9 protein-coding genes are annotated in these 15,401 nt (G+C 59.1%); 4 read left to right on the forward strand and 5 right to left on the reverse strand.

The window, feature by feature from the left end; genetic code table 11:
- Window positions 1–147 precede the first annotated feature (147 nt).
- On the reverse strand, window positions 148–1,476 hold the full coding sequence (locus O3675_RS02795) for a S1C family serine protease (protein WP_371570820.1): 1,329 nt from the start codon (window positions 1,474–1,476) through the stop codon (window positions 148–150).
- Window positions 1,477–1,855: 379 nt separating this feature from the next.
- Here O3675_RS02795 and O3675_RS02800 point away from each other — a divergent pair, with 379 nt between their 5' ends.
- From O3675_RS02800 to O3675_RS02815, 4 genes are all read left to right on the forward strand, one after another.
- A complete protein-coding gene (locus tag O3675_RS02800) occupies window positions 1,856–2,023 on the forward strand; it encodes a hypothetical protein (RefSeq protein ID WP_005505344.1) in 168 nt (55 codons plus the stop codon).
- Between the two features lie 315 nt (window positions 2,024–2,338).
- A complete protein-coding gene (locus O3675_RS02805) occupies window positions 2,339–4,717 on the forward strand; it encodes a non-ribosomal peptide synthetase subunit (RefSeq protein WP_371570823.1) in 2,379 nt (792 codons plus the stop codon).
- Between the two features lie 253 nt (window positions 4,718–4,970).
- Window positions 4,971–7,040 carry a TPM domain-containing protein gene (locus O3675_RS02810; protein ID WP_371570826.1) on the forward strand — a complete coding sequence of 690 codons (2,070 nt, stop codon included), beginning with the start codon at window positions 4,971–4,973 and terminating at the stop codon, window positions 7,038–7,040.
- Between the two features lie 265 nt (window positions 7,041–7,305).
- Entirely contained in the window at window positions 7,306–8,070 is a 765-nt protein-coding gene (locus tag O3675_RS02815; protein WP_298699053.1) for a PspA/IM30 family protein, read from the forward strand.
- A gap of 121 nt (window positions 8,071–8,191) precedes the next feature.
- Here the strand turns inward: O3675_RS02815 and O3675_RS02820 are convergent, their stop codons facing one another.
- The 4 genes from O3675_RS02820 to O3675_RS02835 form a co-directional block, all read right to left on the reverse strand.
- On the reverse strand, window positions 8,192–10,645 hold the full coding sequence (locus O3675_RS02820) for an S-layer homology domain-containing protein (RefSeq protein ID WP_371570829.1): 2,454 nt from the start codon (window positions 10,643–10,645) through the stop codon (window positions 8,192–8,194).
- Window positions 10,646–12,118: 1,473 nt separating this feature from the next.
- Window positions 12,119–12,751: a site-specific integrase gene (locus tag O3675_RS02825; protein ID WP_314684801.1), complete on the reverse strand. Its 633-nt coding sequence runs from the start codon at window positions 12,749–12,751 to the stop codon at window positions 12,119–12,121.
- 324 nt (window positions 12,752–13,075) lie between these two features.
- Complete coding sequence (locus tag O3675_RS02830; RefSeq protein WP_371570830.1) at window positions 13,076–13,669, reverse strand: protoglobin domain-containing protein; 594 nt, start codon at window positions 13,667–13,669, stop codon at window positions 13,076–13,078.
- A gap of 98 nt (window positions 13,670–13,767) precedes the next feature.
- Window positions 13,768–15,003, reverse strand: coding sequence for an IS256 family transposase (locus O3675_RS02835; RefSeq protein WP_371570832.1), 1,236 nt, complete (start codon window positions 15,001–15,003; stop codon window positions 13,768–13,770).
- Between the last annotated feature and the right edge of the window lie 398 nt (window positions 15,004–15,401).

Below are 15,401 nucleotides of genomic sequence, written 5' to 3' on the forward strand. Positions count from 1 at the left end.
CCCATATGGGGTGGGAGCTTTCTTTCGTTACACCATGTGGCACTCTTTTTGAAGTTAGAGTTACTGAACGGTAGAGCCGGCTGAGCGGGTGTTTCCCAACCGCGTTTCTACCTGTTCAGAGGCAGAGTGCGTTTTACTTCTGGCTGTTTACTTCTGGCTGTCGGCGTCGCCCAGGGTCACGGTGATGTCATGGGTGGAGGAGCCGCGCTTGATCTTCAGTTTCAGATCAGAGCCTGCTGCTGCCGCACGCACGGTACCGTTGAGCTCGTCGCTCTTAGTCACGGCGTGGCCGTCGGCTTCAATCACGACGTCGCCGGATCGCAGGCCTGCCTTCGCGGCGGGGCTGTTAGATTCCACCGAGGTGATTTCAACGCCACCGGGGATGAGCTTGGACGAGCCCGAACCGGTGTCTGCGGGGCTGTTCTTCACGCTCGCGCCCAGGTAGCCGTGGGTTGCTTTGCCCTTGGCGATAATTTCGGAGGAGATGCGCTTGGCGTAGTTGGAGGTAATGGAGAACGCCATACCGTCGGCGGCACCACCGTCCTGGCTTGCCTGACCCTGCGCGTTGATGCCGACCAGTTCGCCCTTGAGGTTCACCAGCGGACCGCCAGAGTTACCGTGGTTGATGGGCACATCAACCTGAATCATGGGGATGTAGTTCTGGCCCTTCGCATCAGCGGGCTGCACGCGGTTTGCGTTCGAGACTACGCCGGCGGTCACCGATTCGCTACGACGATACGGCGCGCCGAGGGCAACCACTGCCTCGCCGGAGACCAGCTTGGAGGAGTCGCCCCAGGTGATGGGTTGCAGGTCCAGACCGGAGGGGTTAATCTTCAGGACCGCTAGGTCAGCAGCAGCGTCCAGGCCCACCACGGTTGCGGTGCGCACGGTACCATCGCTCAGGCGAACCTCAATGGTGGATGCTTCTCTGGAAGATTCGAGGGTAACCACGTGGTGGTTGGTGAGGATGTGGCCGTCCTTATCGAGGACGACACCGCTACCGCCGCCGGAGGTGGAGCCGCTTGAGGCCATGATGGTCACGGTGGAGGGCAGGACCTTCTTTGCGGTTTCTGCTACGCCTGCCACGGTGGAAGAGTTGCTGATATTAGAGCTCACGGAGCCGCGCGAAGAGGAGCTAGAGGAGCTGTTATTCGATGCTGCGATGCCGCCTCCGACACCCGCGCCAACGCCACCGCCAACGAGGGCGGCGAGCAGAGCTGCGGTGAGCACAACGCCGGCACCGTAACGCTTGTTGTTATTGGTGTTCTGGGGTGCAGACTGCGCCGAAGCTACCTGAGCAGCGGCTGCCTGGGGGTAGGTGTATCCGGGAGAGGCGTATGCCTGTGGGTATGCGTTCTGACCCTGCTGCTGGTTTGCGGGCTGGTAGCTTGCCTGTCCGTTCACGTTCTGCAGGGGACGGGTTGCATCCGTGACGCCGTCATTGCCGCCGTAGGACCATCCATTGTTTTGAGTCATGAGTTCTCCTAGAGTCGTGCGTATGCGTCACCCTGGGCACACGCTATCTTTCTACTGTAGATGGTGTTTCATTGCGTTCTATATCTTTTTGCTGTTGGTTATCGGGGAGTTCCCTGGGAATTTTCCTCGCACCCTTCATCGGCAGCTGATTCGCTGGTCTGAGATGCCCTGCGATTTACCCGGCAGCTAGTTTATTTTGGAGCTTTGTTCGCGATTTTTCGTCACTCTCAGGTTTCTCTTTTAAAGCGCCCAGTTTTTCTCCACGGTTTACACAGCATGACGCTTCTTGGTACACAGCTTGAACACAGGGTCAGTCCGTAATGTTGAAGGCACATAGAGCCGAGAACAAAGGCAAAGGACAAAGGCAAAGGAGAAACCCATGATGATTGGCACCCTGATTTTCTGTGCGATCTTGGCAAGCTCCATCGGTATTGGTGCGGGTATTGTGGCGTGTTGCTCGGGAATGGTGTACCGCCGTCATCGTGCGGAAAAGGCCTCCGAGCTGGCTCAGCAGATGGCTACCCAGGCGCTGACCGCCGGTAGGTAGCGTATAGAGTTTGATAGTTTTCCGGGGCGGGAGATGAGAGCCCTGCACCGGGAGGGGCGAGAATCCCCAGTATGTCCCGAAGGGTCGGTGTGAGGACCGGCCCGGGTGTGATAATGAGTTGAGTGATGATCGATGCGGCGTGAGCCCCTACATGAGGGCGCACGCCGCATCGTCTTTTATCCTTGGCGCGGATGCGGATGCGGGCGCGGGAGGCACTGTCGGAGAGCACCCGGCACCCCGGCTACTTCCCTTTTAGTATGCGGTAAGGCAACGGCGTTGCGAGCACCCGGGATTTAGCTGGGTTATGGTGAAGTCATGAGGATTATTTCTGCTGTTTTCGCTCTTGTTGGCGCGCTGCCGGTCATGCCTGCGGCGGTGGCGTCTTCTTTGGACGGCGCAACACGCCTGTATGCGTTGCTTATATTTGTTCTGATCTGCGCGGCGGTAGCGTTTTTCGCGTCGTTGAGCCCTTCGCGCCGTCGTGCGCGTGAGATTAGGCGGCAGGTATTGCAACAGCAGCAGAACCAGGCGATGAATCAGCAGGTACCGCCCCCGCAGACACCACCTCAGCAGGTTCCCCCGCAGCAAGGGCCTTCACAGCAAGTACCCCCTCAGCAGGTACAGGGCGCGGTGAGCTACCCGATGCACTACCATCCGAAGCCAGCGCAGCCGGGTAATAGTGCTCAGCAGGATCAGCAGGTTCAGGTGCACTCGCCTCAGCCTCCTCAGCAGCCGGTGGCTGCACCGTCCCCGCTGGAGCCGATGCAGGTAGGTGGCGAGTCTAGTTCTTCTACAGCGCAGAACCATTCAGCAGAAAGCCCATCAGCAGAAAGCCAGGAGCAGCAGAGCATGACCCAGAACACCCCGGCGCAGCCTGAAGAGCGCCCGCAGCAGGAAGCGACCCCGCAGGCTCCCAAGAGTAACCCGGCGCCCTCCGACCATTTCTCTTTGAGCACCAACTTCAAGCTCATTCCCCCTCTAGAGAACGCGCAGCGCAGCCGCTACCCCATGGTGCTTTCTGTCAGTACATCAGAGGATGAAGTCATTGCACTGCCGTCGATTAGCGGTGTGCCGCAGCATCTATTGGTTGGCGCCCAAGAGAATCATGTTCCGCTGAATCAGCGTCAGCGCTGGGAGCAGGTCGATATTCTTGAGAACTACCTCATGCGTGCGGTCATGAACCTGCAGACGCTCGAGCGTGCGCAGGTGTCTCCGCTACACAGCTTCAAGGAGACTGCCCAGGCTGACCGCACGGTGCTTGCCGCCGAGCTGGAAGAGACCATCCGGGTATCTCGGCTGAAGCTGAGCGGGGCGTTGGAGTTCTATTCGTCCCTGCCTCGTCTGGCGGATACCCCGGGTTCTTTCGCGTTTGCTCGCGATCATGCGCTCTCCCTGAGCGCCACCGTCATTAGCCTGACCGAGCAGTGCTTTGAGCGTACCTTCCGTTGGCGTCTGCTGGAGGATACCCTCCCGGATTCTTTGAGCGACCGCCTCTACGCGGTGCGTTATCTGCGTGAGAACGCGCAAAAGCTGGCGGCTTTTGTGGAGCTGAGCGATTTTGATCGCGCAATGCACCTTGCCGAGACCTGGAAGAAGACTATTCGTAAGGATTCGAAGATCGATGAGGCCAAGGTCTGGAATGAGATGGCGGAAGTTGCCTTTGACGTTCTGCCCGAGTTGCGAAAGCAGGCGTTGAAGGGCGTTCAGTCTACGTTGGAGTTTAGCGAGCTTTTCTACCGTTCCAGCGAGGACGGTACGCACCGTATGCTCCGCCCGGAACAGCTGAGCGAGTTTGAGCTCAAGGGCGTGCAGTCCACGCTGGAAGAGCGCCTGGAGAAGGTGCGTCTTGAGCTTCAGGATGCGGAGTTCTGCGCCGCTGTTTTGACCCTGCAGGCTCGCTCTGTCGTTGAGCTTCTCCAGGAGCTTCTGCAGGTTGAGCAGGACGGCGTTCTGGCGGAGGTTGTGACCGATTTGCGGGCGCTTGCTCATGACTCGCCCGACCTTGCCGAGCAGCCTATCCAGACGTTGATGTTCAGCCGCGAACAGTACGCCCCGGATGGGGAGGATCTGCCGACCATTGGCGAGCGCATCCGTTCCCTCTCGAGTGTTCCCGAGGTTCTGGCGTTCGTTCACTACGAGGGACCGGTGCTTCTGGTGGGCGTTTCGGATCCGTATAAGGCGTTTTCCGGGGAGGGTGCCGAGGGTCTACTGTCGGAGGAGAAAAGGTTATCTTCCATGCCGCTGTCGGTGCTGCGCACCCATTCGCGGCTTCTGCAGCAGGTGCTTCGTCTGCAGAATCTACGGTTGAAGCTGGTGTGGGTGAGTAGCTGTAGCGGCTACATGCCTTTGAGCCTGGTTGAACGGTATTTCGTCGGTCCCTCTGCCGGGGATGAGGATTTGAAGGAGCTGACCGAAAATATTGAGGCGCTCGCTGAGCTTCTGGACGCCCGTTCTAACTCCCAGGTGTATAAGGGCCGTGGCGTGCCGACTACGCCCTTTTTGTGGTCGCAGATGCGGAAGCAGGCAGATCGCAGTTCTAGGTTGCTGAATACTGTGCAGTTCTTAGGGTGGATGTTCGCCTCATCTTCGCGAGTTCAGGTGGTGAACGGCATAGCACAGAGCATCCACGATGTTGATGCCGCTGAGGTAGTGGAGCACCTGATGAGCAATCTGAAGATTGCGCGCCGGCGCTAATCGACTGAATAGCCGGTGAGCCGGGGTCTGGCGTGAGGCTAGACCCTGGCTTTTCTGTATACCGGCTTTCCTGTATAAAGCCTGGGAAGTCGGTAAACGGGTGGCAAACAGCGGCGCAATATTCTCGTATCTGTGCGTCTGTGTAGCTATGCCACCGCTACACTAATAATGTGACCAGCACTAAGGTGTGCGTTGAACAAGCACGCCGTGAAGTGCAGGTCCGTTCATACTTCACGACAACGGAGGAAAGACCATGACCGAGCACGCCTTTGCGCGTCAGATTCGTCCCGCACGCCCTCGCCTGCGCACTATCTTGGGTGCCACAGTGCTGGCTGCCGGTCTTTCTTGTGCCCCGGTAGTTCTGCCGGTTGGTTCTGCATTTTTGAGCACCTCGGCGCAGGCGGCTGACCCGATGCAGATTACGGGCACCACCGTGTACGATTCCACGAACTCTTTGGGTGATACCGCTACCCTGAAGTCTAAGATTTCTGCTCTGTCGAAGAAGCACAACGTGGATTTGCACGTTGTGGTCATCGATAAGTTTGAGAACCCGTCTACTTCTTCGAGCTGGACGAAGGCGCTTGCTACGAAGAACAATTGGGGTTCTGCCGATGTGGTGCTGGTGATTGCTACCGAGTCTCGCCAGGCGTATTTCTTGGCGGGTAGCACGAAGACCCTGTCGAGTGATCAGCAGACGAAGGTGTACCAGAACTACATCAAACCGAAGCTGCAGAATAGTGACTATTCGGGTGCGGCACTGGCCGCGGTTGAGGGTATCGAGGCCCAGAAGGGCGGTAGCTCTTCGGGTGTTGTAACCGGTGTGCTCGGTGTGGGTGCTGCGGCGACCGTGGGTGCTGGCGGTTACGCGATGTACCGCCGCCGCAAGAAGAAGAACGCTCAGCAGCAGCCTCAGCGTTCCTACAGTGCGCCTCGTAACTACTCCCCCATTCCGGAGGTTCCGCTGGAGGAGTTGCGCACTCGCGCCGGTAGCGCCCTTCTGCAGGCTGATACGACGATGAGCCACGCGAAGCAGGAACTGGATTTTGCGCGCGCACAGTACAGCGATCAGCAGGTTGCTGAGTTCGCTCAGGAGATTGCGCGTGCTGAGGATCTGATGCGTAAGTCCTTCCAGCGTCAGCAGCTTCTGACCGATAGCATCCCGGATACTGAGGCTGAGCAGCGTGCCTGGTTGACTGAGATTATTGATAACTCTCAGGAAGTCACCCGCATTGCTCAGGAGCAGGACGCTAACCTGGTTCAGTTGCGTAACCTGGAGCAGGAGGCACCGCAGGCTATTGAGGCTCTGGCTCAGCGTCTGCCGCAGCTGCGTGCCTCGGTGGAGGAGATTGCCGCCCAGTACCGCACGTTGAAGGAACGTTACCTGCCCAGCGCCCTGGAGCCCATTTCTAAGACTCCTACCCTGTTGGAGTCGAACATGGTGCTGTGCGCTGCGGAGGTTGAGAAGGCTCAGGCGACCGTTGCGACCGCTCGTTCGGAGGCGGTTGCTCACCTGCGCACCGCTGAGGAAGCCGCCTCGCAGATTCAGGCGCTGGGTGCGGCTGTAAATACCCGCGCGCAGGAGCTGGAGCAGGCTCAGCTGGGTCTGAGCACCGACCTGCTGAGCATTCAGCGCGACGTGGCGGAGGCGAAGAGCCTGGCTGCATCTCAGCGTCGCGATGATTTGGGTGCGGTAGCTGCCGGTATGGAGGCGGTGCTCAACCAGGTCAATCAGAGCGCTTCGGCTCGCCCGAATGACCCGCTGACTCTGGCGAACCAGCTGCGTCAGCTTTCCGCCGAGCTGGATAAGGCAATGACGAATATGCGTGCTACCCGCGAGCGTTCTCGTGCGGCTTCGCAGAACCTGGATCGTACGATGCGTTCTGCCTACGCTGCGGTGAACGGTGCGCGTAGCTACATCAATAACCGCCGTGCTGCGGTGGGTCCGATGACCCTGACCGCTGTCTCTGAGGCGGAGCGTCACCTGGGTCAGGCTCAGCGTCTGGCTTCTTCGGATCCGCTGAACGCCATGAAGGAAGCCAACATGGCAATCCAGAAGGCGACCGACGCGCAGAACCGCGCTCAGAGCGAGGTCGGCAACTACTACAACAACCAGAACAACCGCGGCGGCGGCAGCTTCGGCGGTGACCTGGCGAAGGGCCTGCTGCTGGGCGCTCTGATGACCGCGATGAACTCTGGCACCAGTAGCTGGGGTAGCAGCGGCGGCCACAGCAGTGGCGGTAGTAGCGGCGGCAGCTGGGGCGGCGGCTTCAGCGGCGGTGGCGGCGATTGGGGTAGCGGCGGCGGTGACGGCGGTAGCTTCTAACCGCCTCCGATGCTAACGATTCTGCCGGTCGGTTTCTGTAGGTTTTTCTACAGTCTGACCGGCGGGGTGGATAGCTTACCTCACCGCTTTCTTCCCCAGTCGGAAAACACCTGAGGTAATTTACCAAAAGTTTAGGTTGCAGAAATCAGGCGTGCATCATTTTCACAGCATGCACCCAGAAATCTGCCACATAATTAGTTATACGGGCACGGCTCACGAGGAGCGTAGTGCTCCCCCGCAGCCCGTGAACAGAAAGTAGGAGATTATGGCTAAGCAGACCATCTTCGGCCGTATTGCACAGCTCGCTAAGGCAAACATCAACGCTCTGATTGATGCAGCTGAGGACCCGGAGAAGATGCTGGACCAGATGGTTCGTGACTACACCAACAACATCCGCGAGGCGGAGGCTGCAGTAGCACAGACCATCGGCAACCTGCGTCTGCTCGAGAAGGACCACGCTGAGGACGTCAAGACCGCTCAGGAGTGGGGCACCAAGGCTCTGGCAGCTTCTAACAAGGCTGATGAGTTCCGCGCAGCTGGCGACGTTGCCAACGCTGACAAGTTCGATAACCTCGCGAAGATTGCTCTGAACAAGCAGCTGCTGGCTGAGAAGGCTGCGCAGGCTGTTGAGCCTCAGCTGGCTTCTCAGACTCAGGTTGTCAACCAGCTCAAGGACGGCCTGGAGAAGATGCGCTCCAAGCTTGAAGAGGTCAAGTACAAGCGCGATGAGCTGACCGCACGTCAGAAGACTGCAGCAGCTCAGACCCAGGTGAACGACGCTCTGAAGGCGTTCGACGTTCTGGACCCGACCAGCGAGATGAGCCGCTTCGAAGAGAAGGTTCGCCGCGAAGAGGCACGCGTCATCGGTCAGCAGGAGCTGGCAGCTTCCTCCCTGGACGCACAGTTCAACACCCTGGACCAGATGGAGCGCGACACCGAGCTGGACGCTCGCCTGGCAGCTCTGAAGGCCAAGAACGCTCCGGCTGCTCCGGCTCCCCTGGCTGTGGAAGCTCCCACCCAGACTCTCTAAGCTTGGGACTCTCTAAGCCCGGTCTAGCGCATAGCTTCTTGAGCTAAACCTATAGAAAGAACCGCCCCGTTCCTGAATTTCAGGAGCGGGGCGGTTCTTTATGCGTTAGGGGCCGTGCGCCTTAGTTAGCGTAGATGTACAGGTAGCCTGCCATAGCGTCACGGGTGATGGCTGCCGAGGAGGTGGAGCCGGTACCGATGCCGTTGGAGGCAGCCCATGCCAGAGCCTGGGACGCGTAGCCGCCCTGAGCCTGTGCCGGGGAGCCAGCTGCACGGTACATGAATTCAGCCATGGTGGACTCGGTGACAGCCTCCAGGGGGCGGAAGTCGCTACCGCTGATGCCCTGCTGGCTCAGCCAGAAAATCTCCTTGTACGCGGGGTGGTTGACCGGAACATCGCTGAACGGCGAAACAGCCGGTGCGTTCACTGCGGGGCGACCAGCCACGCGGTACAGGTAGGTTGCCAGCTGCGCACGGTTGACCGATGCGTTCGGGCGGAAGGTGCCGTCCGCGAAGCCGAGCATGATGCGGTGGTCAGAGTTCCAGCTGATCTCGTTGTAGTTCGGGTTCGAGTCGGACAGGTCGCTGTAGCCCAGTGCGGGGGTCTTGCCGGCGAAGTCCAGGGAGGACGCCAGGATGTGCGGCAGGTCGTAGTCGTGGTGGCTGAAGCCGTCAATCAGCTTCACGCGGGCGTCAGAGAAGCCTGCGCCAAGGTATGCGTTGTAGCCGGACTCGACGGCGCCTCGTGCGCTCCAGGTGACGGGGTAGGTGTTACCGGAGGTGTCCTTCGCGCCAACCCACCAGTACATCGGGGATGCCTTGGTGGTTGCGTCAGCGTCCACGGAGCCGTCGGAGTCGCCACCGGCGACCATGATGGAGCCGCCGCCGTTACGCCAGGAGGTGTTGTGGTCAGTCAGCTCGTAGGTGATGAACTCAGCGCCACCGGAGTAGCCCATGGTCCACACCTGGGAAGCGTCCAGGTTGTTCTGGCCGATGAAGGAAGAAGCGAAGGAGCGGAAGAACTCCCCGTTGGTGTTCATGTCTTCCCACCAGGTGATGCCGTCGCCAGATGCATTGGTATCCGGGGAGATGATCGGCACGAAGACCATGTTGCGGGCGTTAGCGATCTTGCCCATTGCCGCGAGCATACCCTCGTCGGGGGTGTAGACCTTGGACTCGTCACGCTGCCAGTAGTCACCGTCGAAGTAGAAGACCACGCCAACAGGCTTGGAGTAGTCCAGGTTGTTCGCGTACACGTGGTACTGGGAGGTGGTGCCCGCCGGGGAGGTGTAGCTCTGGTAGGTTGCGGAGCTCATGGTGCGGGCGCGCTGAGTGTTCTGCTTCTGCTCAGACTTCTGTTCGCTCTTCTGCTCAGCCTTCTGCTCGACCTTGGGAGCGGCGGTTGCCTTACCCTTGGTGAGCGAGTTGCTCAGAATCTGCGAGAAGTTGTAGTCGAAGTGGCCCGAGCCGTTCAGAACAGTCGCGGAAGCGTTAGTGTAGCCGGCGTTGCGGTAGGCGTTGTAGCCGCCCTCAACGGCGCCTCGTGCACTCCAGGTCTGCGGGTAGGTCTCGCCGGTGCCGTCGTTCGAGTTTGCGTACCAGAACATCGGCTGGGACTTCAGCGCTGCGGAGGGGGTGCCCTCGTCCAGGCCACCGCCGGCGACCATGATGGAGCCGCCACCATTGCGCCAGGTCTGGGGCTTGGTGTTCAGCTCGTAGGTGATGAACTCAGCGCCACCGGAGTAGCCCATGGTCCACACGTTGGAGGAGTCCACGCCGTTAGCCGCGATGAAGGAGGAAGCGAAGGAACGGAAGAACTCGCCGTTACGCTCCATGTCTTCCCACCAGCTCACGCCAGCATCGTAACGGTTGGTGTCCGGGGAGATGACGGGCACGAAGAGCATGTTCTGTGCCGCTGCGGATGCAGCCATCTGAGCCAGTTCACCGGAGGGGTCGTAGACCTTGGACTGGTCGTTACGCCAGTAGTCGCCGTCGAAGTAGAAGACAACACCAACGGGCTTGGAGAAGTCCACACCCTCAGCGTAGACATGGTACTGCGAGGTGGTACCAGCCGGGGAGGTGTAGGACAGGAAAGTCTGGTTGGTGCGGGTTGCTGCCACACCGGATGCCGACTGAGCAGCCTGTGCAGGCTGAGCGGTGGGGGCAACATTCTGGGTAGCTGCGGGGGTCTGTGCAACCTGCGCCAGGGTCGGCTGAGCGGAAGGCTGTGCAGCCTGTGCCGCCTGTGCGGACTGGAAGGTAGCCGAGGGGGTTGTCTGCTGAGTTGCCTGGGCAGTGTAGGTCTTCTGGATGGGCTGAACCGCGGTCGTTGCGGGAGCCTGCTGAGTCTGCTTTGCCTGTTCTGCCTGCTGGCGGATCTGCACAGCAACCTGCGAGAGGGTGGGCTGCACGGTGGAGGTGAACAGGGACTTCGGAGCCTGGGTAGCTGCGCCGGGGATGTCCTGAACGACGGGTGCGAATGCGGAAGCGGGTGCTACCAGGGTGCTACCGAGCACGGAGGGTACGGCGATGGCTGCGAGAGAGCCAGCCTTAACGGTGCGGGGGCGAAGTGCCATGGGTTGTCCTCGTTGTTGGTGTTTCGTGGGGCGCGGACGCCCGAGAGTGGTTGAGTGATAGGTGGTCTATAGGTGAGAAGCCTATAGGCGGTCGGCCTGCGAATGTGATGCCGCATGGAGCAAGTCCAGTAACCGTCCCGTGTGTGTTGCGGGGGTTTCCTTGTGTGATGGAGGGGTGCAGTATTCATTTCGGAGAGCTACGCGGCGGACCGCGGTGACCACGTACTCAAAGCTACCAGGTCAAAAAGCCTTTTCCAGCGGTTTTTTGGGGCTATTTTTGGGTATCGAACAAGATTCAATCTTAACAAGAGCTTTTTCTAAGCTTCTAGTTTAACTTGAATCACCCTCAAGTAGAGGTTGAATGGGCTATTTTTCCTTGATTTTCCGGGGTTTTTGAGCGTTTTTTGAAAGAGTTTCAAAAAACTCTACAATTAACTTGAATGTTTCGTATGTGACTACAATCACTTTCAGAGTGAATTGTTGCACTCGAAGCCCAATTTTTGCCAAAAACCACGGAATTCCGGGGCAAAACGGGTGATTTCCAAGCCCGGAATATAGGCACCTTTCGCATATTCCACTTTGAGAATGCACTTTGAGGCAAAAACAGCCCCCTCGCCACTCCCCCACCCAGGCATCCTATCGGACCCCTCATCACGCTCTTGAGACCCGCCCCAGAGCCCCCTTCAGGACCCCTTTCAGATCCCCTTTCAAGGAGCTCAAAAGCAGCGTCTCAAGAAGGCGTAACCACCCTCCAGCAACCGCTCGGAAGTGACTCCACCACCCCCATGGGCACACCCGCTTGAAGCCCCGATAGACGGACTGAGGAATACCTCGAAAGACGCATCGGGAGACGTTCCGAAACCAGTCCAGGGTACTTTCACGACGGTTCTATGAAATTCCGTGAGGAGGTTTCAAGAGGGGTTTCGAGAGGCCGAAAGATCCACCTCAAGCACCCCGGAAGGGGCAGCAGGCTGCCCCCCCATCAGTCTCCCCGAAGCACCGCCCCGACAAGGTTCAGAAGACCCCCTCCGCAGATTACAGAAGGCAGGAGATACGGAGAGGCAGGAGATATAAAGAAAGCCGCCCAGCAGGCGGCAGAAAGGTAGCACAAGAAGAAGAAAAGTAGGCGGCAAATGAAGACAGGTCGCCGACAGGAAAGGTGCAGGAAGGTGGCGAAAGAAGGCAGACCGGCGGTCGGAAGGTGACGGGAGGACAGCAGAAGGAGACAGGTCGGCGGGAGTACGGGTTTTAGGGAATAAAAAAACTCCCGATAGCTAAAAGCTATCGGGAGTTATCCGTTGCGGGGACAGGATTTGAACCTGCGACCTCCGGGGTCTGCATCTCTTTTTAATGAAACAGTGAGATACAGCCAAGTAATCGTTGATATTGTGCGGTAACCGTCCCCTTATCCTTCCCTAAAGATACTTGAAGTTACCGGCATATCCTCACGAAAGATAGGGAATAAGGTAGGGACTACCTTTCCTCCCTACGCCGTGCTCGGGCTGCCTCGTACAGCGTTGTGAGGTCTGACAGGTCTGAGTATGCCTGTGCGTTCACATCGACCGAGTGGCCGAGCGTTCGAGCACGCAGTAGCGCGTCTACGTCCGTGCGGTACATGGTGTTGAGGGTGGTTCTCCAGACGTGGGTGCGGTGGGTCTCCAGCAGAGGCACTCCGCAGTCGCGAGCCAGATCCTTGTAGAACGCCTTGAGAGCCTTCTGAGCGTTGTATCTGTCCCACTCGGTGTCTGGGTTGAGCGGTGCGCCCACAACGTAGGCTCCACCGACTTCATCTCGTCTACGGGTAAGGTGCTCATAGACCGCAGGCTCGACGAGAGCCGCGACGCGGGTGGTGCCTGTCTTGGCGTTTTCAGCCCGAATAATGCACGCTGGGCGGTTTTGGTCGTCGGTGATGATGTCGTCCCACATGAGAGTTCTTGCTTCGCTTACGCGCAGCCCTGTGGCCATTTGGAGCAGGGTTAGGTCGATGCAGCAGCGGTGGACGGCAACGCGGTCCTCTAGCGTGTACCTGCCTCGTTTGGGTGGTACTAGTGTGGGTGACCAGGTATTGGTCGGGGGTTGTGGGTAGAGGTCGAGGTCCTTGATGATGAGCGGACTTCTACCACCGCGATCTTCAAAGGACCTCCTGTTGACTTCTTACCGTGACGGATCATGGGGCAGCCACACACAGAGCACGATGCAGTATTCACAGGAACGAGGCAAACACGACCAACTGAAAGAGTGACTTTCCCGCACCAGAAAGCCGAAAAGTCACCCAACCAGCAACACGTAGTGTCCTATAACCCAGAAAGAAAGCTCTCCCTGGAAGCCACTGAGGCTTCCAGGGAGAGCAGTCAGAGAGTGCGAAAGACGAATACACCGCTATCAAGCGTGAGGCGGCCGATGGGGGAGTCGTAGGTGGCGAGCGCCGGATCAGAATTGCTCGGGGTGATCGCGGTAGGCATACGCCCACACTGTCACGGCGACAGTCACAGCGCGAGTCCACGCGTCACGGACAGCGTCCAGTTCTGCGCCCTCGAAGCCCTCCGCCAGGAGACGGTGCCCGACCTCCACAGTCGGCGCGATGAAGGCGAGCACGTAGCGCAGAGGCACGAATGGCGTCGAGTCCGCCCCATCCGCCGCGTTCTTCGCCGCGGTCATGTGTCGAGCTCCGATCAGGTACTGGTAGTCCAACCACGCCTGATCCCGCTCGCGCGTGCACATGTCGATGATCCACTGGGCGAATCGGGGCTTTGACGCCTGCGCGTACTCGGGGTTCGGCTGTCCATCCGGATGCGCGGAATGTGCTGCCAGGTAGGTCTTTTGAGCCAAAATCCCGCGCCACGTGTCGACCATTTCCATGGCATGCGGCGTCAGGATGGGTTCTGCTCGCGCGAGCAGCTCTGCGTCACCGGGCTGGACGTGCGCGGCGGCCTCAATCTGGCGTAGATCCTCGAGTGTGAGCGGAGACGTGGGGACGGCATCGGTGCCGTAGGTGTACCCCGACGAGTGGTCGTAAGCGGTCATGCGAATCTCCTTGAACTTATGCGTCAATTGTAGAACGTGCTCTTGCTCAGGTCAAGTCCTGTGGAGTGGTGTAATCGTTTTGTGTCCTTCGGGTTGGGTTATGCGCTGAGTTGGAGTGGGGGTTCCTCCTGCCCGGTGGGTTGTGGTGTGAGTCGTGATTTGGTGAGGATGTCGAGGCTGAGGTAGCGTCGGCCTTCGGCCCATTCGTCGTTTTGTTCGGCGAGGACGGCTCCGACCAGGCGGATGATGGCCTGGCGGTTGGGGAAGATCCCCACGGAGTCGGTGCGTCGGCGGATTTCGCGGTTGAGGCGCTCATTGGGGTTGTTGGACCAGATCTGGGTCCACACCCCGGTGGGGAAGGACGCGAAGGCGAGGACGTCTGCCCTGGCTTGATCGAGGTGGTCACACACGGCGGGGAGCTTGTCGTTCACGTAGTCCAAGAGCCGGTCGTATTGAGCGTTGACCGATGCCGCGTCGGGTTGGTCGTACACCGAGTGCAGCATCGCTTTGACGGCGGGCCATAGTGCTTTGGGGGTGACGGACATGAGATTCGCGGCGTAGTGGGTGCGGCATCGTTGCCAGGTGGCTCCGGGTAGGTTCGCTGCGATGGCCTCAACCAGGCCCAGATGCGCATCACTGGTGACCAGGCGCACGCCGGTCAGGCCTCGGGCGACCAGGTCGGCGAAGAACTCCTTCCAGGCTGGAGCGGTCTCGCTGGTGGACACGCGCACCCCCAGCACTTCGCGGTGTCCGTCATTGTTGACTCCGGTGGCAACCAGGACCGCACACGAGACGACGCGTCCTCCTTCGCGTACTTTCATGGTCAGTGCGTCAGCGGCGACGAACGTGAAAGGCCCAGCGTCGTCGAGGGGGCGATGGCGGAACTCGTCCACGTGTTCGTCCAGGTCGGCTGCCATACGTGAGACCTGGGACTTCGATAGTCCTGTGATCCCCAGGGTTTTGACGAGCTTGTCCATACGGCGTGTGGATACTCCTGCCAGGTAGCAGTCAGCGACCACTGTGATCAACGCGGTTTCACAGCGTTTGCGCCGTTGCAGTAACCATTCTGGGAAGTAGGTGCCTGAGCGCAGCTTGGGGATCGCCACGTCGATGGTGCCGACCCTGGTGTCCAGGGGCCGGTAGCGATACCCGTTGCGCCTGGTGTGACGCTGCGGATCTTGTTGACCCCACTGGGCCCCGCACACCGCATCAGCGTCCGCTGATAGCAACGCGTTAATGACGTGCTGGAGCAAGGAACGCATCAAATCTGGGGATGCCTGGGACAACGCCTCGCCAAGCATGCCAGCAGGGTCGATAATATGAGGAGCGGTCATCGTTGTGCCTCCAAATCGTTTCGAGTCAGAAGTAGAAGAGCTTTCTCGAAGGATCACACGGTGACCGCACCCATCACAAGCAACGGGCCGATCACCACACGGTTACACCACTATGCGGGACGCTACTCTTTCACCGCTTAGTTACCGCCTGTTTGAGGCTAAGCGGTATATCGAAAACGTTGGTATATCAGTCAAAACATGGTGTGTTGCCGCCTCTACCGCCTAATTTCTAAAAAGTGTACACGCGAGTGTTCATCTTCCTACATATGCGTGTGTATATATAAAAGTTTTCGGTTTTAGGCGGTGAAGGCGGTAAAGGGTTGGGATTCGGTTGAGATACGAGGGAAAATGCTATACCGCTTTTGCATTTTCAGGCGGTAAACAGCCGGTATCAACGC

Source organism: Rothia sp. 27098_8_27 (genome assembly GCF_041432805.1).
Taxonomy (GTDB): Bacteria; Actinomycetota; Actinomycetes; order Actinomycetales; family Micrococcaceae; genus Rothia; species Rothia mucilaginosa.

Coding starts and splice junctions, on each gene's coding strand:
- O3675_RS02805 (WP_371570823.1), top strand. CDS start 2,339: ATGAGGATTATTTCTGCTGTTTTCGCTCTTGTTGGCGCGCTGCCGGTC.
- O3675_RS02815 (WP_298699053.1), top strand. CDS start 7,306: ATGGCTAAGCAGACCATCTTCGGCCGTATTGCACAGCTCGCTAAGGCA.
- O3675_RS02795 (WP_371570820.1), bottom strand. CDS start 1,476: ATGACTCAAAACAATGGATGGTCCTACGGCGGCAATGACGGCGTCACG.
- O3675_RS02810 (WP_371570826.1), top strand. CDS start 4,971: ATGACCGAGCACGCCTTTGCGCGTCAGATTCGTCCCGCACGCCCTCGC.
- O3675_RS02800 (WP_005505344.1), top strand. CDS start 1,856: ATGATGATTGGCACCCTGATTTTCTGTGCGATCTTGGCAAGCTCCATC.
- O3675_RS02820 (WP_371570829.1), bottom strand. CDS start 10,645: ATGGCACTTCGCCCCCGCACCGTTAAGGCTGGCTCTCTCGCAGCCATC.
- O3675_RS02835 (WP_371570832.1), bottom strand. CDS start 15,003: ATGACCGCTCCTCATATTATCGACCCTGCTGGCATGCTTGGCGAGGCG.
- O3675_RS02830 (WP_371570830.1), bottom strand. CDS start 13,669: ATGACCGCTTACGACCACTCGTCGGGGTACACCTACGGCACCGATGCC.